20 protein-coding genes are annotated in these 20,730 nt (G+C 63.4%); 9 read left to right on the forward strand and 11 right to left on the reverse strand.

The features are described 5' to 3' along the window. Positions 1-20 precede the first annotated feature (20 nt). Entirely contained in the window at positions 21-950 is a 930-nt protein-coding gene (locus FJ946_RS18670; RefSeq protein ID WP_140567395.1) for a DMT family transporter, read from the forward strand. A gap of 372 nt (positions 951-1,322) precedes the next feature. Here the strand turns inward: FJ946_RS18670 and metF are convergent, their stop codons facing one another. Beyond that, complete coding sequence (gene metF / locus FJ946_RS18675; protein ID WP_140521221.1) at positions 1,323-2,240, reverse strand: methylenetetrahydrofolate reductase [NAD(P)H]; 918 nt, start codon at positions 2,238-2,240, stop codon at positions 1,323-1,325. After that, positions 2,240-3,262 carry a metalloregulator ArsR/SmtB family transcription factor gene (locus FJ946_RS18680; protein ID WP_140567399.1) on the reverse strand — a complete coding sequence of 341 codons (1,023 nt, stop codon included), beginning with the start codon at positions 3,260-3,262 and terminating at the stop codon, positions 2,240-2,242. Before FJ946_RS18680 ends, metF begins: the two co-directional genes overlap by 1 nt. A 179-nt stretch (positions 3,263-3,441) precedes the next feature. Here FJ946_RS18680 and tsaA point away from each other — a divergent pair, with 179 nt between their 5' ends. The 4 genes from tsaA to FJ946_RS18700 all read left to right on the forward strand — a co-directional run bounded on the left by tsaA (position 3,442) and on the right by FJ946_RS18700 (position 6,340). Beyond that, the gene (gene tsaA / locus FJ946_RS18685) at positions 3,442-3,963 is read left to right on the forward strand and encodes a tRNA (N6-threonylcarbamoyladenosine(37)-N6)-methyltransferase TrmO (RefSeq protein WP_140516630.1); all 522 of its coding nucleotides are present in this window, start codon (positions 3,442-3,444) and stop codon (positions 3,961-3,963) included. Continuing rightward, positions 3,963-4,277 (forward strand): DUF2293 domain-containing protein, encoded by a 315-nt coding sequence (locus FJ946_RS18690; protein WP_140495859.1) that lies wholly within the window; start codon positions 3,963-3,965, stop codon positions 4,275-4,277. Before tsaA ends, FJ946_RS18690 begins: the two co-directional genes overlap by 1 nt. Positions 4,278-4,408: 131 nt before the next feature. Continuing rightward, complete coding sequence (locus tag FJ946_RS18695) at positions 4,409-5,365, forward strand: aminotransferase class IV (protein ID WP_140567401.1); 957 nt, start codon at positions 4,409-4,411, stop codon at positions 5,363-5,365. Positions 5,366-5,500: 135 nt separating this feature from the next. Further along, positions 5,501-6,340, forward strand: a complete 840-nt coding sequence (locus FJ946_RS18700) for an SDR family oxidoreductase (protein WP_140557518.1) — start codon at positions 5,501-5,503, stop codon at positions 6,338-6,340. A 48-nt stretch (positions 6,341-6,388) separates the two neighbouring features. Here the strand turns inward: FJ946_RS18700 and FJ946_RS18705 are convergent, their stop codons facing one another. Next, on the reverse strand, positions 6,389-7,015 hold the full coding sequence (locus FJ946_RS18705; protein WP_140557517.1) for an MOSC domain-containing protein: 627 nt from the start codon (positions 7,013-7,015) through the stop codon (positions 6,389-6,391). A 180-nt stretch (positions 7,016-7,195) separates the two neighbouring features. On the opposite strand from FJ946_RS18705, the gene FJ946_RS18710 reads away from it, so the two are divergent. Beyond that, positions 7,196-7,762, forward strand: a complete 567-nt coding sequence (locus FJ946_RS18710; RefSeq protein WP_140557515.1) for an isoprenylcysteine carboxylmethyltransferase family protein — start codon at positions 7,196-7,198, stop codon at positions 7,760-7,762. A gap of 15 nt (positions 7,763-7,777) precedes the next feature. Here the strand turns inward: FJ946_RS18710 and FJ946_RS18715 are convergent, their stop codons facing one another. The 4 genes from FJ946_RS18715 to FJ946_RS18730 all read right to left on the reverse strand — a co-directional run bounded on the left by FJ946_RS18715 (position 7,778) and on the right by FJ946_RS18730 (position 12,845). After that, entirely contained in the window at positions 7,778-8,899 is a 1,122-nt protein-coding gene (locus FJ946_RS18715) for a beta-ketoacyl-ACP synthase III (protein ID WP_140559509.1), read from the reverse strand. 217 nt (positions 8,900-9,116) lie between these two features. Beyond that, positions 9,117-9,932, reverse strand: coding sequence for a trans-aconitate 2-methyltransferase (gene tam / locus FJ946_RS18720; protein ID WP_140559508.1), 816 nt, complete (start codon positions 9,930-9,932; stop codon positions 9,117-9,119). Between the two features lie 82 nt (positions 9,933-10,014). Next, positions 10,015-11,664, reverse strand: a complete 1,650-nt coding sequence (gene ettA / locus FJ946_RS18725; RefSeq protein ID WP_140567404.1) for an energy-dependent translational throttle protein EttA — start codon at positions 11,662-11,664, stop codon at positions 10,015-10,017. A gap of 173 nt (positions 11,665-11,837) precedes the next feature. Then, positions 11,838-12,845 carry a ribonuclease gene (locus FJ946_RS18730; RefSeq protein ID WP_140557505.1) on the reverse strand — a complete coding sequence of 336 codons (1,008 nt, stop codon included), beginning with the start codon at positions 12,843-12,845 and terminating at the stop codon, positions 11,838-11,840. Positions 12,846-13,032: 187 nt separating this feature from the next. Here FJ946_RS18730 and FJ946_RS18735 point away from each other — a divergent pair, with 187 nt between their 5' ends. From FJ946_RS18735 to FJ946_RS18745, 3 genes are all read left to right on the forward strand, one after another. After that, a complete protein-coding gene (locus FJ946_RS18735) occupies positions 13,033-13,965 on the forward strand; it encodes an alpha/beta hydrolase (protein WP_140567407.1) in 933 nt (310 codons plus the stop codon). An 80-nt stretch (positions 13,966-14,045) separates the two neighbouring features. Next, positions 14,046-15,218 carry a CaiB/BaiF CoA-transferase family protein gene (locus FJ946_RS18740; protein WP_140567409.1) on the forward strand — a complete coding sequence of 391 codons (1,173 nt, stop codon included), beginning with the start codon at positions 14,046-14,048 and terminating at the stop codon, positions 15,216-15,218. Further along, positions 15,215-16,864 carry a thiamine pyrophosphate-binding protein gene (locus FJ946_RS18745; protein ID WP_140495142.1) on the forward strand — a complete coding sequence of 550 codons (1,650 nt, stop codon included), beginning with the start codon at positions 15,215-15,217 and terminating at the stop codon, positions 16,862-16,864. The genes FJ946_RS18740 and FJ946_RS18745 overlap by 4 nt, the downstream gene beginning before the upstream one ends. Before the next feature lie 87 nt (positions 16,865-16,951). Here FJ946_RS18745 and FJ946_RS18750 read toward each other — a convergent pair whose 3' ends face one another. The 4 genes from FJ946_RS18750 to FJ946_RS18765 all read right to left on the reverse strand — a co-directional run bounded on the left by FJ946_RS18750 (position 16,952) and on the right by FJ946_RS18765 (position 20,625). Further along, entirely contained in the window at positions 16,952-17,401 is a 450-nt protein-coding gene (locus tag FJ946_RS18750; protein WP_140557483.1) for a CHRD domain-containing protein, read from the reverse strand. Positions 17,402-17,585: 184 nt separating this feature from the next. Next, positions 17,586-18,557 (reverse strand): ABC transporter substrate-binding protein, encoded by a 972-nt coding sequence (locus tag FJ946_RS18755; protein WP_140516654.1) that lies wholly within the window; start codon positions 18,555-18,557, stop codon positions 17,586-17,588. Positions 18,558-18,595: 38 nt separating this feature from the next. Further along, complete coding sequence (locus FJ946_RS18760) at positions 18,596-19,750, reverse strand: ABC transporter permease (protein WP_140567411.1); 1,155 nt, start codon at positions 19,748-19,750, stop codon at positions 18,596-18,598. Continuing rightward, complete coding sequence (locus FJ946_RS18765; protein WP_140495135.1) at positions 19,747-20,625, reverse strand: ABC transporter permease; 879 nt, start codon at positions 20,623-20,625, stop codon at positions 19,747-19,749. Before FJ946_RS18765 ends, FJ946_RS18760 begins: the two co-directional genes overlap by 4 nt. Between the last annotated feature and the right edge of the window lie 105 nt (positions 20,626-20,730).

A 20,730-nucleotide genomic window follows, 5' to 3' on the forward strand; every position in this document is an offset into this window, starting at 1 on the left:
GTCCGGGGAGGACGCATCACATGGCAATAGCCGCGACATCAGCACCGCGCGGACCGATGGCGCTCAAGGAGTGGGCGCAGCTTCTGCTGCTCGGCGCGATCTGGGGCGGCTCCTTTTTCTTCGCCCGCATTGCCGTGGCGGAGCTTCACCCGCTGGTGCTGGTATTGTTTCGCGTCGCCATCGCGGCACTCGCTTTACAGCTCTATCTCTTCCTGCGCGGCCCATCCTCCCGCCTTGCCCTTCCTCATGCAGGACTGTTCTTCCTACTGGCCTTCACCAACAACGTCGTGCCTTTTTCGCTGATCTTCGCCGGCCAGACCGAGCTTGGCGCCGGCGTCGCCTCGGTGCTCAATGCGACCACGCCGTTCTGGACGCTGATCCTCGCCAACGCCCTGACATCGGACGAGAAGCTCTCCTGGAACAAGCTGGCCGGCATTGCGCTTGGCGTCGCCGGCACGGCTGTGATGATCGGCCCCGGCCTGGTTGCCGGCCTCGGCGGCCCGGTCTGGGCCAAATTCGCGCTGATCGGAGCATCGTTGTCCTACGGCGTCGCACTGATGGTCGCCCGTCGCTTCAAGGGCGTGCCCTCGCCGGTCATTGCCACCGGGCAGCTGACCGCCTCGACCATCATCATGATCCCGGTCGTGCTGCTTGCGCACGGTCCCGCCGGCCTATTCTCGGCCTCCCCGCCCGTCTGGGCGGCGGTGCTGGCGCTGGCGCTGCTGTCCACCGCCTTCGCCTATATCCTCTATTTCAACCTCGTCGCCTCGGCCGGCGCCACCAACGCCTCCCTGGTGACGCTGATCGTGCCGGTCAGTGCCATGCTGCTCGGTTTCCTGTTCCTCGGCGAGCGGCTGGAATTGTTCGAAATCGGCGGCATGATGCTGATCGGTCTCGGCCTGGTGATCATAGACGGGCGCCTGTTCATCCGCAGGGTAGCGCTGCCATGACATGCCAACGACACGAAGCCGCCATAATTTATTCACAGGTTCGTATCTGCTTTTTGCCTAGAAGTTTCAACGCCTAACGGCGAAAATGAGGTCGCAAACTCCACAATCGCGTCGCAATGCAGCACATTTTCCGCTTGCCTGTGGCACAAATGACCCTAGACTCCGGGCATAGCTCTTTAAGAGGAGGCTATGTCATGGGACTTACGAGGCCAATCAACGCATTGATGATCTGTGCTGCGTTTGCATTCATCGGCGCCCTCATTATAGGCGTTCTTCCCTGAACCCGCCAAAAACGGGGAAGACCAGCACCCAATAATCAACCAGTTTGAAAGGCCGGGTTTTTACCCGGCCTTTCTGCATCTCAAGCCCGGTTCAGGCGGCTGCGGAGCCAGCCACTTCCGCCTCATGCGAGCGGATGCCGATCATGTGGCAGACGGCAAAGACGAGGTCGGCCCGGTTCATCGTATAGAAGTGGAAATCGCCCACGCCCCGCTCGACCAGGTCCAGCACCTGCTCGGCCGCCACCGCCGACGCGACCAACGCATGCGTCTGCGGATCATTCTGCAGGCCGTCGAAACGTTCGGCCAGCCATGCCGGCACCAGCGCGCCGCAACGTGCCGAGAAATTGGCGACCTGGGTGAAATTGTGCACCGGCAGGATGCCCGGCACGATCGGAATGTAGATGCCGGCTCGACGCGCGCGCTCGACATAGCGCTCGTAGAGATCGTTGTCGAAGAAGAACTGGGTGATCGCCCGCGTCGCGCCATTATCGACCTTGCGCTTCAGCATGTCGATGTCGGTGGCGAAGTCGGGGCTTTCCGGATGCTTTTCCGGATAGGCCGAGACCGAGATGTCGAAATCGCCGGCGCTCTTCAGCGCACCGACCAGCTCGGCGCCATTGGCATAGCCGTCCGGGTGCGGACGATAGGCGGTGCCGACGCCCGCGGCCGGATCACCGCGCAGAGCGACGAACCGCTTCACACCCATCTCGGCGAATTCCTGGATCACCGCATCGACCTGAGGGCGCGGGGCGTCGACGCAGGTCATGTGCGCTGCCGGCGTCAGGCTGGTCTCCTTCAGGATGCGGCCTACGGTGCGTGCCGTGCGCTCCCGAGTCGAACCGCCGGCGCCATAGGTCACCGAGACGAATTTCGGCTTCAGCGGTTCCAGTCGGGTGACCGTGTCCCACAGCCTCGCTTCCATCTCGTCGGACTTTGGCGGGAAGAATTCGAAGGAAACCCTGACCTTGTCGCCAATGTCGGGGCGGCGGGAAAAGCGGAACTGGTTCATCAGGCGATTTCCCCTATCGAACTCACTTTGGTCTGCTGGCTGTCATTGGCAGGATCGGCGATCAGCAGGCGCCGGTCGCGGCCAAGCCAGAGCTTGACCGTGAGCCTGGCCTCGGTGCCGCCGCGCGGCTCGAACTCCTGGGCATCTTCGAGATCAAGGCCCGCTTCGGAGAACCACTCGCCGATCTGCCGGTCGGAAAAGCCGAGGCGCATATGCGCGTGCTCGTCGCGCAGGAATTCCAGGGTATGCGGCGCGAAATCGACGATCACCAGCCGTCCGGAAGGGCGCAGCAGCCGCGCCGCCTCATGGACGGCGCGCGCAGGATCGTCGAGATAATGCAGCACCTGATGGATGGTGACGAGATCGAAGGCGTCGCGCTCGACCGGCGGCGAGAAGATGTCGCCCTGCCGCACCTGAGCATTGGAGACGCCGGCCTTGTCGAGGTTGGCGCGCGCGACGGTCAGCATCTCGCGCGACATGTCGATGCCGATGCCGCGCCGGTAGAGCGGCGAGAATATCTCCAAGAGGCGTCCGGTGCCGGTGCCGAGATCGAGCATCGACTGGAACGGCCGCTTGCCGACGAGCTTCATGAGCGCTGCCTCGACCGCACGGTCAGGCACGTGCAGGGAGCGGATATGGTCCCAGCTTGCCGCGTTCTGCGAAAAATACTCCGCCGCGCGGTCCTGCCGCTTGCGCTTGACCGAGGCCAGCCGCTCGAGATCGCGCTCGACCTGCGGATCGGCGCCGCGAATGCCGGCGACCAGCCGCAGCACGAAGTCGCGCGCGGAATCCGTATCCGACAGCCGGAAGAAGGCCCACGACCCCTCCTGGTAACGGCCGATCAGCCCGGCCTCCAGGAGCAGCTTCAGGTGGCGTGACACGCGCGGCTGCGACTGGCCGAGAATCTCGGTAAGATCGGACACGGTGAGATCACCGCGCGACAGCAGCGCCAGTATGCGCAAGCGGCTCGATTCGGCCGCCGCCTTCAATGTGTCCACCATGGTGTCGAGCGCGACATGCATCAGCGTATTCTCTTTGAAAAAGATATAAACATATGTTTATGTCGATTTTCACAGCCTTGCAAGCGCTATGTCGCTTCCGAACAAGAAAATGCCGCAGGCGTGATTTCTCGGTGCATGTCGCGCCTAAAAATGTGTAGCGGTTTCAGGGCAAGACATGCGTCAACAAAAAGATGGATAAAATGACCGGGCGGCGTGAGATGTTTGAGGTGCGGGAGGGTGAAAAAAGGCTCGAGATCGATCCGGCGCTGATGCCGGCGGATGGCGGCGTCGTCTTCATCGGCCGTATCGCCTCACCATGGACGACGCGCGAAACCTGCCCCAAGAACATGCGCGCGGCGCGCGAGACCGGGCAGCCGGCAGCACTGACGATCGACCCGCCCTACCGCGCCGGCCTGCAAGGGCTGGAGCGCACCAGCCATCTCGTCATCCTGTCGTGGCTCCACCACGCGCCGCGGACTCTGATCGTGCAGAAACCGCGCCATGCGGCTGAAGCAAAAGGCGTATTCGGCCTGCGCTCCCCTGCCCGACCGAACCCGATCGGCCTGCATGTGGCGAAACTGGTTGCGCTCGACCTCGCCACCGGGCGCATCGAGATCGACGCCATCGACGTGCTCGACGGCACCCCGGTGGTCGACATAAAACCCTATTTCGCATCGACCGATGCCTTTGCCGAGGCGACCATCGAAGGGCGCGACGAATGATGAAGGCGCCGACCGGCCGTCGGCGCGCCGTCGCCAAGGCGTTGACCGCGCTTCTGCCGCTGGCGCCCTATGCCGATATGGAGAAGATCCGAGCGGATGCCGGCTCCGTCCACATGAAGACCTTGCCGCCGACCATTGCCGTGTGGCTGGCGACGGTTGCCCATATCCGCCACGCCCATACCGACTACGAAAAGCTGCTCGCCGAAGGTTATGACCGCGACTCGGCGCGTTTCTTCGTCATCGAGCAGACCAATGTCGTACTTACCCGCTGGCGCGCCACCCGCCTGCTCGACGCCGACGACGAGGATGATTGAAGCTGTTGCCGGTCCGGCACGGCGCTCGGTAGCATGGCTGGCAGCTTTTCACTTCGAGGACGAACGACGCCGGATGACTGGCTCTATGCCCTCTGCCTGACACCGATAGCCTGTGATGCAAGGAGGTGCCGATGAGCCAGACCGCACAGGATACACGGCCGCTGCCTGTGGTGAGCGACCGCCACGTCGACCCGCATGCTTATCCCGACGGCATCGCCTTCCTCGACGGCCAGTACCTGCCGATGTCGCAGGCCAAGATCTCGGTGCTGGATTGGGGATTCCTGCATTCCGATGCCACTTACGACACGGTGCATGTCTGGAACGGCTGCTTCTTCCGGCTTGACCTGCATCTCGACCGCTTCTTCGGCGGACTGGAGAAATTGCGCATGACGATCCCGTTCGACCGCGATGGCGTGACGGAGATCCTGCACAATTGCGTGGCACTGTCGGGACACAGCGCCGCCTATGTCGAAATGCTGTGCACGCGCGGCGCTTCCCCTATTTTCAGCCGCGATCCGCGCCAGGCGATCAACCGCTTCATGGCGTTTGCCGTGCCGTTCGGCTCGGTCGCCAATCCCGAGCAGTTACAGCGCGGCCTCAATGTCGCCATCAGCGACAAGGTGCGCATTCCGCCGGCCTCGATCGACCCGGCGATCAAGAACTACCACTGGCTCGACCTGGTGCACGGCCTTTACGATGCCTATGACCGCGGCGCCGAGACAGCGCTCATTCTCGACTTCAATGGCAATGTCGCCGAAGGTCCGGGCTTCAACGTCTTCTGTATCAAGGACAACAAGCTCTCGACGCCGGCGATCGGCGTGCTACCCGGCATAACCCGCCGCACTGTCTTCGATCTCTGTGCGCTGGAAGGCCTCTTCGCCACCCCGGCGGACGTCAGTGTCGCGGCATTGCGCGAGGCCGACGAGGTCTTCATCACCTCTACCGCCGGCGGCATCATGCCGGTCACGATGATCGACGGCAGCCCAGTCGCGGACGGCAGGCCCGGCGCGATTACCGGCCGACTGATGGCGCTCTATTGGGACAAGCATAAGGATCCGGCCTGGTCGAGCGCTGTACGCTACCCCTGACCGGTCGCCGCTCCCGTCCAAATAATTCCGCCACCGCCTCTGGAAAGTCGCGGGACGCACCGTATATGGCACAAAGCGGAGAGGCCTCCACTTATCTCTGAAAAAATTCCAGCTTGCACGGGCAAGGACTTCATCATGACAAACAAGGTTTGGTTCATCACCGGATCGTCGAAAGGTTTTGGCCGGGTCTGGGCCGAGGCCGCGCTCGCTCGCGGCGACCGCGTCGCGGCAACCGCCCGCGATGCCGGCACACTCGCCGATCTCGTCGAGAAGTATGGCGACAACATCGCGGCGATAAAGCTCGACGTCACCGACAAGAAAGCCGTCGATGCCGCAATCACCGGGGCGCACAAGCGCTTTGGCCGGCTCGACGTCGTCGTCAACAATGCCGGCTATGGCCATTTCGGCGCCATCGAGGAGGTCAGCGAGCAGGAAGCCCGCGACCAGATCGAAACCAATGTGTTCGGCGCGCTGTGGGTCACCCAGGCCGCCTTGCCGATCATGCGGGCGCAGCGCTCCGGCCACATCATCCAGATCTCTTCGATCGGCGGCGTCAATGCCTTCGCCTCGCTTGGCCTCTACCACGCCTCGAAATGGGCGCTGGAAGCTTTCAGCCAGTCGCTGAGCCTCGAGGTCGCCGAGTTCGGCATCCATGTCACGCTGGTCGAGCCCGGCGGCTTCTCCACCGACTGGGCCGGTCCGTCTGCAAAGGTCTCGAAAGCGCTTGACGCTTATGCGCCCGTCCGCGCCGCCATGGCGGAGCGCCGCAGTCGCGCCGTGGCCGGCGATCCCGAGGCCACCGGACCGGCGATGCTGGCCATCGTCGACGCGGCCGAGCCGCCTCTCAGGGTATTCTTTGGCGACGGCGGGCTGCCGATGATCAAACAGGAATACGCCAATCGCATCGCCACGTGGGAAAAGTGGGACCACGTCTCGGTCATGGCGCAAGGCGCCAACAAGAACCGCAACGCCTAGTCGGATCACTCAGCCCACGCCGTTTCGAGCGGCGGCGTGGCTGCCTCGTCAGGCGCGATAAATCCACTGCTCGGGCACCCGCACGGAGATTTCCTCGCCGGACCTGACGACGCCGGGCTTCTCGACCCAGGCGACAAGGCCCCGCAGCCGCTTGGCGGCTTTCGGGAAGAGCAGCGCGGTGGCGTCGCGGTCCGCCGCCCGGACATGCTCGGAGATCGAGTGTCCGGCGACGCGGCATGGCTTGTTCTGGGCATCGATCTTGACCGTCACGCCGCCCTTGAAGAACAGCAGCGAGCCGGATGGCAGCATCGAAAGATGCGGTATCCCTTCGATCAGCAAATTGGCGCCGATCCACTCAGGCTTGATCTCCTTGAGGCCCATGCGTTCGGCGACCAGCGCGAGTTCGTCCGCCGACACCAGCGACAATTGTCTCTCGTTGCGCATCTCGGTGCCGCGCTGATACCAGGGTTCGCGCCCGCCGGAGCGTCGCGTTATCCCGGCATGAAAATCGCCCGCTATGCCGTCGAAGCCCAACTGCAATTCCTCGACCGCCTTGGTTTCGAAATGGTCGAACGGAGCGGCATAGAGCGCCGCCGCTCTTGCCGCCAGCTTGCGGCCCGGCACGATGTCGACCGTCAGGTCCGCCGGAAAAAGGTCGAGGTTGGTTTCCTGCATCAGTCTCGTCTAGAGGCCCTCCGCAATGCGGTCCAGTCGAAAGCGCTGATGATCCGATCACGCCGTTTGATGCCGATCACGACTTTCTTACCGGAAACGCCGTTGCCGTCCTCAGCGCGCCGCATTGCCGCCGCGCCGCGGGCATAGACGATGGCGCCAGATCGGGAGGAGGTTCGGGTCATGCAGGTGGGACACGCCGTTGCCGCGCTCTGGTTGTTCTGGCTGGTATCGTGGATCCTTGCCGCATCATGGGCCGATCCCGTGCGCAAGCGGGCGGATTTCAGGGCGGAGGCGCGATATCGGGTTCTCTGGCTCGCCGGTACCGTCCTGCTGTTCGTTCCGGCGCACGGCTATGTGGGTCGGCTTCGGCTCTGGACGCCGACGCTCACCCAAGCCTGGATTTGCGTCGCCCTGATCGCCATCGGCATCGCCTGTGCATGGTGGGCCCGCCTGCATCTCGGCCGGCTGTGGTCCAGCACGGTAACGGCCAAGGCCGATCATCGCATCATCGACACCGGCCCTTACGCGCTTGTCCGTCATCCGATCTATACCGGCCTGCTGCTTTCGGTCCTCGCCACCATGGCCGTCAAGGGCACGGTATGGGGCGTCGCGGGCGCCGCCCTGCTGCTTGTCGGGATCGTCATCAAGGCGAGGCTGGAGGAAAGTTTCCTGCGCGGCGAGCTTGGGCCCGCCTATGACGATTACGCGCGCCGCGTGCCGATGCTCGTTCCCTTTTCGCCGGCCTGAAGCGGCAAGCGCGTCCTACAGCATCCGCAGCAGCGCGCCGCCGATCGAATACCCCGCGCCGAAAGCGCAGATCAGCCCGAAGTCGCCCGCCTTCATGTCGGCATGGTTCTCCGACAGCGCGACGATGGCGCCGGCGCCCGCCGTGTTGCCGAGACGCTCCAGCACCATGGGCGCGCGGTCATGATCGACCTCGTGGCCGAATGAGAGTTTCAGGATCATGGCGTTCATGCGCGCATTGGCCTGGTGCAGCCAGAAGCGTCGCACCGCCTGCGGCGTCAGGCCGTGCTCGGCCAGGAACTCCACGATGAATTTGTGCCCAGCGACGGTGACTTCCTTGAACACCTTGTTGCCGACCTGCTTGATCAGATTGCCCTCCAGATCGATCCTGTAGGGATCGTCCTGTGCGGTGCGGGTGTGGTAGCCGAGATTGGTGCGGATGTTGTTCGACATCTGCGTCCAGATGCGCGTGTCGAGCACTTCGAAACGTCCCGGCCGTTTCTCGCCGAGTGCCAGCCCTTCGACCACCATCGACACCGAGGCGTCGCCGAAGATGAAATGCGTCTGCCGGTCGCGGAAATTGAGATGGCCGGTGATGATCTCGGGCGTCGTCACTAGGATGCGCTTGTGGGCGCCCGCACGCACGAGATTGACCGCCATGTGCAATGCTGCCGCGGCAGAGGAACAGCCGAGCCCCATGTCGAAGCCCGCCCCCTTGGTGCCCAGGGCCTGCTGCATCTCGATGGCGATCGCAGGATAGGGCCGCTGGTGGTGCGAGGCCGAGCAGATCACTAGGTCGATATCGGAGGGCAGCAACCCGGCATGGTCAAGCGCCTTGCGGGCCGAAGCGATGCCGAACTCGGCCTCCAGCGACAGCGCATCGTCCGGCCGTGCGGGAATGCGCGGCGCCATACGGGTCGGGTCGAGTATGCCTTCGCGCTCGATCACATGACGGCTGCGCACGCCCGAGGCGTGGACGATGAAGTCGCTGTCCGATTTCTGCAGCAGCGGCTGGTCCGTGCCCGACCGGCGCGCGTTTTCCGTGTCGACCCAGCTGTTGAAACTGGCGACCAGTTCCTCATTGCTGATCTCTGGCTCGGGGATTTCGACGCCGATACCGCTGATGATGACGCGATGCATGTCCAGTCCGTCCCATCCGCAGGCGTTCAGGGGCTTTGATGTGGGCGTAAGGGAGGCCCGGCGCAACCCTTGTCGCATTGAGCCGGTTTATGCCAGCTTAAACCGGTTCCCACGTCCCCTCACCATGCGCACAGTTTGGTGTTAGTCTGTGAGTTGTTCCAGCATGCACCGTCGCGGCTGCACACGAACTGCCCCGGCTCCTCATCGACGTTGTCGTTCAAGCCCGCTTGGCGACAATGAAAATGCGCGGGAAACGCAACAGCACCTTGCCATTTGCGGTCTTGTTATAGGCCTTGGCGATCCTGGCCGTGTAGCTTTCGAGGAACAGCATCTTCTCGTCCGCATCGAGCGGGTCGACAAAAGGCTTCAAGCCCGTCGACTTCACCCATTCCACGATCGCCCCGGCGTCGGCCAGCGGATGGTTATAGACCGTGTGCCAGATGTCGAGCCGGTCCGAGAGTGGCGACAACAGATCATAATAGAACGACACCGGCGGCAGCGGCGCGCGCGCCGCCCCTTTCAGCTTGGCTGCGAACGGCATTTCGGCGGCGGTCTCGCGCATCAGCCTGTGGGAATCCTCGCCCATATTGTCTGGCATCTGCACGGCGAGCGCGCCGCCGGGCGCAAGAAACCCCATCAGCCGCTGGAAGACATCAGGATGTTCCGGCAGCCACTGGAACACGGCATTGGCGAAGATCACATCGACCGGTTGAGCCGGCGCCCATGTCGAGGCATCGGCAAGGTCGAAGCTGACATTGGGCAGGCGTGCCCTAGCCTTCTCGATCATGTCGGGAGACGTGTCGAAGCCGCTCACCTGTGCATCCGGCCAGCGCGCGACCAGAAGCTCCGTCGAATTGCCCGGCCCGCAGCCTATGTCGACAACCCTGCGGGGGAAGTCGACCGGCACCTGCGCCACCAAGTCGCGCGCAGGACGCGTGCGCTCGTCCTCGAACTTCAAATATTGGGCGGCGGACCAATCGGGCTTTGCTGGGCTGTTCAACGGTAAGACCTCGCGGCGGTTGCCACCTTCCATGACCGGCGCGACAAGCCGGCTATCCCAATTGGATGACGATCCCGTCGTCGCCGACCCGGAACCGCCACTGCAATAACGGCCCTTACCGCGTCAGCCTCTTATGCGTCATGCGGTGCGGGGCCGCCGCCTCCGCGCCCAGGCGGCGAACCTTGTCCTTCTCATACTCCTCGAAATTGCCTTCGAACCATTCGACATGCGCGTCGCCCTCGAAGGCGAGCATGTGGGTCGCCATGCGATCGAGGAACATGCGGTCGTGGCTGATGATGACAGCGCAGCCGGCATAGGCTTCCAGCGCGTCTTCGAGCGCGCTCAGCGTCTCGGTGTCGAGGTCGTTGGTCGGTTCGTCGAGCAAAAGCACATTGCCGCCGCCTTTGAGCATCTTGGCCAGATGCACTCGGTTGCGTTGGCCGCCCGAAAGGTTGCCGACCTTCTGCTGCTGATCGCCGCCACGGAAGTTGAAGGACGAGCAATAGGCGCGGCTGTTGACCTCGTGCTTGCCAAGCTTGATGACTTCGGCGCCACCGGAGATTTCTTCCCACACCGTCTTGTTCGGGTCCAGCGCGTCACGGCTCTGGTCGACATAGCCGAGCTTGACCGTCTCGCCGATGCGGATCGACCCCGCATCAGGCTTTTCCTGGCCAGTGAAGGTCTTGAACAGCGTCGTCTTGCCAGCGCCGTTCGGGCCGATGACGCCGACAATGCCGCCCGGCGGCAGCCTGAACGACAGGTCCTCGATCAAAAGCTCATCGCCGAAGCCCTTGGTGAGCCCTTCAACCTCGATGACGACATTGCCGAGGCGCTCGCCCGACGGAATGACGATCTGCGTGTCGGTCGGCTTGCGATTCTGCGACTGCTCGACCAGTTCCTCATAGGCCTTGATACGGGCCTTGGACTTGGTCTGGCGCGCCTTCGGCGAGGATTGGATCCACTCGCGCTCGCGCCAGATCGACTTCTGGCGGGCGTCGTCCTCGCGGCCTTCCTGGATCAGGCGTTTGGCCTTGGCGTCGAGATATTTGGTGTAGTTGCCCTCGTAAGGGATGCCACGGCCGCGATCGAGCTCGAGAATCCATCCCGTGACATTGTCGAGGAAGTAGCGGTCGTGGGTGATGATCAGCACCGAGCCCGGATAGTCGCGCAGGTGCTTTTCGAGCCACGCCGTGGTCTCGGCGTCGAGATGGTTGGTCGGCTCGTCGAGCAAAAGCAGGTCGGGCTGTTCCAGGAGCAGCCGGCACAGCGCCACGCGGCGGCGCTCGCCGCCCGACAGATTGGTCACCTCGGAATCGGCCGGCGGGCACTGCAGCGCGTCCATCGCCATCTCGACCTGCTGCTCGAGGTCCCAAAGGTTGAGCCGATCCATCTCGTCCTGGAGCTTGGCCGACTCGTCTGCCGTCTCGTCGGAATAGTTCATCATCAATTCGTTGTAGCGCTCGATGATGGCGGTCTTCCTGCCGACGCCGTCCATGACGTTTTCACGCACGGTCTTGCTGTTGTCGAGCTGCGGCTCCTGCGCCAGGTAGCCGACCGTGGCGCCTTCGGCCAGCCACGCCTCGCCCTGGAACTCCTTGTCGAGCCCGGCCATGATGCGCAGGATGGTCGACTTACCCGAACCGTTAGGACCGAGAATGCCGATCTTGGCGTCCGGGTAGAAGGACAGATGAACGTTATCGAGCACCTTCTTGGTGCCGTAGGCCTTTGACAGGCCTGACATGTGATAGATGAACTGGCGTGCCACGCGCGCTTTCCCTGAAAAACTGACTGATTTGTCGATCTGAATGGAGGTTGGCCGCTATGTAGGCGATGCGGAGCCGAACGGCAATCGCTTTCGCCGCATCGAACCGATCACAGGCCGCACAACAACGGGCGTTGGCGCCCCGGCCTGCCTGCCGGCTGGAATGAGCTCAGGACCTACTGGAACCCGATTGCGTCGACGGTTCCGGTCGGGCAACCGGCCTTGTTGGTCGGCACCGAGGCCAGCAGCAGGTCCTTGAGCGAGCTGTTTGGGCCGATCGGACCGGCAAGGCCAAGCGTCAACTCTCCGATCAGCCGCCGGCCGCTCGACGGATCGATGACACAGGAGACGCGCACGCGATCGCCGGCGCCGGCGCCAAAGGCCTGGTCGAAGGCGCCGCGGATCTGGTCCGCCGTCAGCTTGCCGCCGATGTTCTTGGCGAAGAGATCGCGCACCGCTGAGCCGTTCACCGCGCGCATCAGGCCGAGTGCGTCGGAAAAATACTCCTGCTGGTTCTTGCCGTAGCAGGTGCCGTGCTTGATCCATTCATGCCGCTCCAACTGCGAAGCGGTGCCCGGCATAACCTTGTCGAGTTCCGCGCGCGTGCCGGCGTCCAAATTGACAGGCGGAAGATCCTTCCAGTGCGCCGGACTGTCGTTGGCCTTGTCGCTGGCCGGTACCTGGCAATAGAAGTTCCCGTTCGGCTGCGGCCACAGGCCGTGCAAGGTGAAGTTGCTGGCATCGAATTCATTCGGGTTTTGTGCCTTGCATTCGCTCTTGCTGGACTTGGTCTCGCAAAAAGCCGGCTGCCAGCTCAGCGCGAAGACATATTCGGGTTTTCCCGACGCCGCCGGCTTGCCCTGCCCGCCGGGGGTCGCCGGCAGCGTTGCTGCGCTGCTGCCGGAGAGATGTCCGCAACTGACCTTCACCCAGCGCCGATCCGGATCTGCGCCCGGCACCAGAATGAGATAGTGCGTCGGCGCATCCTTGTTGCCCGCCAGCAGTTGATAGCTCTGTCCGGCATCAGTCGAGACATTGCCGGGATTCTTGCCGTTCTTGATGGCTTGCGTCGCCGGACAGGAGGCGTCGGCAACGAAGGTGCCACTCATCCTGACGTCGGCATGGGCCGCACCCGTTAACGATGCCGCCAACATGGCCAATCCGAAAACAACAGCAATGCGCATGGGGAATCCCTGGATGAAAAAGGTGGGCGACAGACTGAAGCTGTCTCCATGTCAGAATTGCGATATTCCACCGGCCAGATGCAAGAAACATCATCGCGAGAAATCCGGAATGGCGGATTGACGCTGAACCGGCCCCGGCGCAAACAAGGCCGGCGCCACCGAGGCGGGCCAGGGTGGAAATCACTGAATGTCATTCAGCCAGCAGCGCATGGTCCGTTCGCCGACCGGCGCCGACCTCAATCTTCTGGTCCGGCAGGCCGACGGCCATCCGCGCGCCGTCATCCAGATCAATCACGGGCTGGCAGAGCATGCGGCGCGCTATGATCGTTTTGCCGAATTCCTGGGCGCGCGCGGCTTTAGTGTCTATGTTCACGATCATCGCGGCCATGGCACAACGAAGGCACCCGACGCACCGCTGGGCAGGTTCGCGCATGAGGACGGCCCCGCCAAGGTCATCGCCGATGTCGGCGCCATCCATGATCTCATCGCCGGGGAGCAGCCGGGCCTGCCCGTCATCCTGTTCGGCCATTCGATGGGCGCGTCCGTGGCGCTGAACTTTCTCCTGGCCCATTCGAACCGCGTTCACGCCGCCGCCATCTGGAATGGCAATTTTTCAGCTGGCCTGCTCGGGCAGGTGGCGCTCGGCATCCTTGCATGGGAAAGGATGCGGCTCGGCTCGGACGTCCCATCGCGCCTGCTGCCGAAGCTCACCTTCCAGGCCTGGGGCAAGGCGGTGCCCAACCACCGGACCTTGTTCGACTGGCTGTCACGCGACGGGGCCGAGGTCGACAAATACATCGCCGACCCGCTATGCGGCTGGGACGCCTCGGTGTCGATGTGGCGCGATGTCGTCCAGATGGCGCTCAATGGCGGCAGGGACGCCGGTTTCGTCGGCGTTCGGCGCGACCTGTCCGTCAGCGTCGTGGGGGGCGAAAAAGACCCTGCCTCGGATTATGGCAAGGGGATCATCCAGCTTGCCGGACGCATGCGCAAAATGGGCTTTTCGAATCTCGTTTCAAAGGTTTACAGCGAGACCCGCCACGAAAGCTTGAACGAGGTGAATCGCGACATCGTCATGGACGATTTCGCAGCGTGGGCCGAAACCGCCTTGAAGCGATGAAGCGTTGGCCCATCGCAAGAGCCGTGACAGCGGCAATCTCTGTTGATAGAGGCTTCGGTTCCGACCAATTCTGGTGATCTATGGCTGAGCCCCCGCTGAAAGGCGTCCGCGTCGTCGAACTCGCCCGCATCCTTGCCGGGCCCTGGGCCGGGCAGTTGCTTGCCGATCTCGGCGCCGACGTCATCAAGGTCGAAAGCCCTGATGGCGGCGACGACACCCGCAAATGGGGCCCGCCCTTCGTCATGGGCAAGGATGGCGAGAACCTGTCGGCCGCCTATTACCATTCCTGCAATCGCGGCAAGCGCTCCATCGCCATTGATTTTTCGACACCGCAGGGCGCCGAAACCGTGCGCCGGCTGGTGACAACGTCTGACGTGCTGATCGAAAACTTCAAGCTTGGCGGTTTGAAGAAATACGGACTCGACTATGACAGCCTGCGCAAGATCAATCCGCGCCTCGTTTATTGCTCGATCACCGGATTCGGCCAGGACGGTCCGTACGCGCCGCGCGCCGGCTACGATTTCATCATCCAGGGCATGGCCGGCATGATGTCGATCACCGGCGAGGCGGGGCGCGAGCCGCAGAAGGCCGGCGTCGCCATCTCCGACATCTTCACTGGCCTCTATTCCGTCATCGCCATCCAGGCGGCCCTTCGCCACGCCGAAAAAACCGGCGAAGGCCAGCACATCGACATGGCATTGTTCGACACCCAAATCTCGGCGCTCGGCAATCAGAACCTCAACTATCTCGTCTCCGGCAAGTCGCCTGTGCAGATAGGCAACGCGCATATGAACATCGCTCCCTACGAGGTGCTGCCGGTCCGGGACGGTCACATCATCCTGGCGGTCGGCAATGACGGCCAGTTCGCCAGGTTCTGCGCGGTGGTCGGGCTGGACGAATTGCCCGGCAATCCCGATTTCGCCACCAATCCGGCCCGCGTCGCCAACCGGGCGGCGCTACGCGAGCGGATCGTCGAGGCGCTGAAGACCAAGGATCGCGACCCGCTGCTGGCCAAGCTGGAAGCGGCCAGCGTGCCGGCGAGCCCGATCAACACGATCGGACAGATGTTCGCCGACCCGCAGGCGATCGCGCGCGGCATGCGGCTCGATCTCGACGACGGCCATGGCAATCTTCTGCCCTCGGTTCGCGCACCGATGATCATGTCCGAAACACCGCTCGTCTATGAGCGCCCCTCGCCCCGCCTGGGCGAACATACTGACGAAATCCTTGCCGAACTGGAGAGAGCAAAATGAAAACCGGCGGACAATTGATCGTCGACGCGCTCGAGGCCAACGGCACCGACCGTATCTTCTGCGTGCCAGGCGAATCCTACCTCGCGGTGCTCGACGCGCTGCACGATTCGGCGATCCGCACCATCGTCTGCCGCCAGGAGGGTGGCGCCGCCATGATGGCCGACTGCCAAGGCCGCCTGACCGGCAAACCCGGTATCTGCTTCGTCACCCGCGGCCCCGGCGCCACCAATGCCTCCGCCGGCATCCATATCGCCATGCAGGATTCAGTTCCCGTGATCCTGTTCATCGGCCAGGTCGCCAGCCACGCCAAGCAGCGCGAGGCCTTCCAGGAAGTGGACTATGTCAGGTTCTTTGGCGACATCGCAAAATGGGTGGTAGAGATCGACGATGCGTCGCGTATTCCCGAATTCGTCACCCGCGCCTTTGCCGTGGCGACCTCCGGACGCCCAGGTCCCGTCGTCATCTCGCTGCCGGAAGACATGCTGACCAGTGTCGTCGATGCACCGGCCGCGATCGCCTACACCCCGGTCGAGACCAGCCCCGCCGAAGCCGAACTCGACCGGCTCGAGGCGCTGCTCAATGCCGCCAAACGACCGATCGCGATCCTGGGCGGCACACGTTGGGATTTCCAGGCTGTTCAGGAAATCACCCGCATCGCCGAGGCGTGGTCGCTACCGGTCGGCTGCTCCTTCCGCCGCCAGATGCTGTTCGATCATCTGCACCCGAACTATGCCGGCGATGTCGGCATCGGCATCAACCCGAAGCTGGCGACAGCAATCAAGCAGGCCGATCTGGTGCTGCTGATCGGCGGCCGCATGGGCGAGATGCCGTCCTCGGACTATACGCTGCTGAAGAGCCCCTACCCTGACCAGACGCTGGTCCATGTCCACCCCGATGCCGGCGAACTAGGCCGCGTCTACCGTCCAACGCTTGCGATCAACGCCTCGCCCGCCGCCTTCGTGCGCGCCTTCGCCAACCGGAAGGGACCGGCATCGCCGGGCTGGGCGGCGGAGACGGCAAAGCTCCATGCCGCTTATCTCGACTGGTCGACCCCACCGGAAAGCGGTCCGGGCGCCGTCCAGATGGGGCCGATCATGACCTATCTCGAAACGGTGCTGCCCGACGATGCCATCCTGACCAACGGCGCCGGCAACTACGCCACGTGGGTGCACCGCTTCCATCGCTTCCGCCGCTTTGCCACACAGGGCGCGCCGACCTCAGGCTCGATGGGTTACGGAACGCCGGCGGCGGTAGCGGCCAAGGCGCTTTATCCGGATCGCACCGTAGTCGCTTTCGCCGGCGACGGCTGCTTCCTGATGAACGGGCAGGAATTCGCCACCGCCGTACAATACGGGTTGCCGATCATCGTCATCGTCGTCAATAATGGCATCTACGGCACCATCCGCATGCACCAGGAGCGTGAATACCCCGGGCGGGTGGTGGCCACGGACCTCAAGAATCCGGACTTCGCCGCCCTGGCGCGTGCCTATGGTGGCCATGGCGAAACGGTGGAGAAAACCGCCGACTTCGCCCCTGCCTTCGAGCGTGCTCGCGCCAGCGGCAAGCCGGCAATCGTCGAAATCCGGCTCGATCCGGAGGCAATCACCCCGACCCGAACGATGACGCAGATAAGAGACAAGGCCTGAAAGTCGGTTTCCGGCAGGAGAAAGGGCGGCGCTGTCCCGCAAAGCTTTCGCAAGCAAATACGGGCGCGCGCCCCGAGCGACGTCGCGTTACATCGACGCCGCCGCCTTTTCGATCTGACCGCGGATCTCGCCGTCCTTGTTGGCCGCGGTGTGTATGTTGACGTAATATTTGCCGGCTTCCAGATCGGTCACCTGCGTATCGGTCAATGTCGCCGATCCCTTGATCGGGCTCTTGAGTTTTTTGAACGGGATTACGGGGTCCGCATTTTCCCCCTTCGCGGCCGGGCCATGAATATGTGCGGCCGTCGCCGGCCCGCTGAGGCCGGAGTATTTGACGTTCCAACTGAGTTTCTTCTTGGCGGTGTCAAAGGTGAATGTGGCGGTTCCCTTGCCCTTGGTGGTAACGGGTGGGCTCTGCTGGCTGCCATCGAGCGTCGCCTTGAACTTCATCATGTCGGCCAGGGCCGGCGACGCGAACAGGAAAGCGGTCGAAATGGCCAGCGCCGAAAGCGTCGGCAAGACGGTCTGTGTGCGCATGAAGAACCTCCGATTGGCTGTAGCATCCGCCGTGGCTCCCCGCACGCGCATGCCTCCGACGCAACGCTCGGCCGCCCCAATGTATCCAGGCACACGCTTTTGTGATTTGGCCGCATGAAAAAGGGGCGGTCGCCCGCCCCTCCAACATCGTCCATCAAGCCCCGTCACGAGGCCGCTTTGAGGCCTACTTGATCGCCTTGTCGGTGATCGCGGTGGTATAGGCGCCCTTCGGCTCCTTGGTGATGATCTTCTGGTCGAGCAACGCCTTGGCGGTACGCTCATAGGTCGCCGGGTCGAGCTTGCCGTCGGCATTGTCGATGAGCTTGGCGACTTCGCTCATCATACGCTTCTGGTGGTTCTCGTCCTGGCCGCCACCATCCATGACGATCTCGGCCGCTTCGTCATTGTTGTCGACGGCGTATTTCCAACCCTTCATCGAGGCGCGCACGAAACGCACCATCTTGTCCTCGAAGGCCGGATCCTTGAGCTTATCCTCCGAGGCATAAAGCCCGTCCTCGAGCAGGTCGTTGCCCATCGCCGAGTAGTTGAACACGGTGAGCTGCTCCGGCTTGTAGCCGGCGTCGATCAGCTGCCAAAATTCATTGTAGGTCATGACCGAGATGCAATCCGCCTGCTTCTGAATCAGCGGCTGCACGTCAAAGCTCTGCTTGAGAACGGTGACGCCGTCCGGGCCGCCATCGGTCTTTAGGCCAAGCTTGTTCATCCAGGCGTAGAACGGATATTCGTTGCCGAAGAACCAGACGCCGAGCGTGTGGCCCTTGAAGTCGGCTTCGGTCTTGATCGGGCCGTCTTTCGGACAGACCAGTTCCATGCCGGCCTTCTTGAACGGCTGGGCGATGTTGACCAGCGGCACGCCCTTTTCGCGGGCTGCCAGCGCCCCGCCCATCCAGTCGACGATAACATCGGCGCCGCCGCCGGCGATCACCTGCTCGGGCGCAATGTCGGGACCGCCCGGCTTGATGTCGACGTCGAGACCCTCGGCCTCGTAAAAGCCCTTCGCCTTGGCGACGTAATAGCCGGCAAACTGGGCCTGCGTGACCCATTTCAGCTGCAACGTCACCTTGTCGGCGGCCATTGCCTGGAACGCGGCCAGCGACATCGCGCCGGCCAGTACAGGAACAATCAGTCTTTTCATTTTTTTCCCTCTGGAGTTAGTGCCCAAACCCACCGCCCCTATCCACCACGGACAGAGGGATGCCAAAACGTGACGGCTCTTTCGACAAGAGCGACCACACCATAAAAGACCGAACCCGCAAGGGCTGCAACTGCGATTTCGGCCCAGACCATGTCGATGTTCATCCGTCCGACTTCGGTCGAGATGCGGAAGCCCATGCCGACGACGGGCGTGCCGAAGAACTCGGCGACGATGGCGCCGATCAGCGCCAGCGTCGAGTTGATCTTCAGCGCGTTGAAGATGAAGGGAGCGGCGGCCGGCAGCCTGAGCTTGATAAGCGTCGGCCAGTAGCCCGACGCATAGGTGCGCATCAGGTCGCGCTCCATATGGCCGGACGCGGCCAGACCGGCGACGGTGTTCACCAGCATCGGGAAGAAGGTCATGATGATGACGACAGCCGCCTTGGACTGCCAGTCGAAGCCGAACCACATCACCATGATCGGCGCCACGCCGATGATCGGCAGCGCCGAGACCATGTTGCCGATGGGCAGCAGGCCGCGCCGCAGGAACGGCACCCGGTCGGCGAGAATGGCCGTGACAAAGCCGGCGCCGCTGCCCACGATATAGCCGAAGATAACAGCCTTGAAGATGGTCTGCCGGACATCGGCGCCAAGGATCGGCAGCGAACTGGCGATGCGCGCGCCGATGGCGCTCGGCGGCGGCAACAGGATGAACGGGATGCCGGCGCCACGCGTCACCGCTTCCCAGATGATCAGGATCCAGGCGCCGAAGATGGCGGGGATGATCAGGCGCAGCGCCGTGCGCATCCAGCTTGCGGTGGGGTGCAGTCCCGATAGCACCGCGACGCAGCGCCAGCCAAGCAGCCAGGCGGCCGTGAGCAGCACGAAATACGGCGCCAGTGCCATGCCTTCGAAACCAGCGATACCTGAGATCAGCAGCCAGGCGACGAGGTGGGCGCCGACAAATAGTACGACCGCTTCCACAAAGGGCGAAATCCTGATCATCGAGACCAGGGCCGTCAGCATGGCAAGGCCAAACATCAGGCCCTTCGTTCCGAGATAGGGATAGTTGGCGCTGGTTGTCGGGTCCGCTAGCGCCGCCGCTTCCGGCTTCGACATGGCGCCGAGTGCGACCGCCATCAGGCACAGCACGATGGCCAGCACAGCCTGCCAGGAAGGCTTCAGCCGGTTCATGCCGGCCTCCCGCCCATGGCGCGGTCGACGAGGCGCCCGGCAATGCCGACCACCATGACCAGCAGCGCGGCCACGATCGAGCCCGCGACAAGCGCCGACCAGATGTCGATGGACTGGCTGTAATAGGCGCCAGCGAGCAGCTTGGCGCCGATGCCGGCGACGGCGCCCGTCGGCAGTTCGCCGACAATGGCGCCGACCAGACTGGCCGCCACCGCCACCTTCATCGAGGTGAACAGGAACGGCACCGAGGCCGGCACGCGCAGCTTCCAGAAGGTCTGTGCACGGCTGGCATTGTAGGTGTGCATCAGGTCGAGATGCATGATCTCGGGCGAGCGCAGGCCTTTCACCATGCCAACCGTCACCGGGAAGAACGACAGATAGGTCGAAATCATCGCCTTCGGGATCAGGCCGGTGATGCCGATCGCCGCCAGCACCACGATGATCATCGGCGCCACCGCCAGGATCGGGATGGTCTGCGAGGCGATGATCCATGGCATCAGGCTGCGGTCGAGCGTCGCCACATGTACGATGCCCACCGCGATGATGATGCCGAGCGCCGTGCCGAAGGCAAAGCCCAGCAGCGTCGAGGACAGCGTCACCCAGGCATTGTAGACCAGGCTGCGGTTCGAAGTGACGTTGCGCAGGAACGTGTTCTCGAAAAAGTTCACCGCCACCTGGTGCGGCGCCGGCAGCGTCGGCTTCGGCTGCGAGAGCGTCTTGCCGATGAACTCGACGGTGCCGGGCGTTTCGTTGGCACGTTGGTCGAGATCGCGCTGGAACGGCGTGTTGAGTATGACGGCGAAGACGTACCAGAGTACGACCACGCCGGCGAGGATGGAGGTTACCGGGATGACCTTTGAGCGGAAGGTGTCCATCTAGCGCCGCCCTTCTCCTCTCCCCACCGGGGAGAGGGTGGCCGGAGCGAAGCGGAGGTCGGGGGCCCTTGCCTTCGTCATCCTAGGGCGAAGCAAGGAGCGAAG

It is taken from the genome of Mesorhizobium sp. B2-4-7, from assembly GCF_006442685.1.
Lineage (GTDB): Bacteria > Pseudomonadota > Alphaproteobacteria > Rhizobiales > Rhizobiaceae > Mesorhizobium.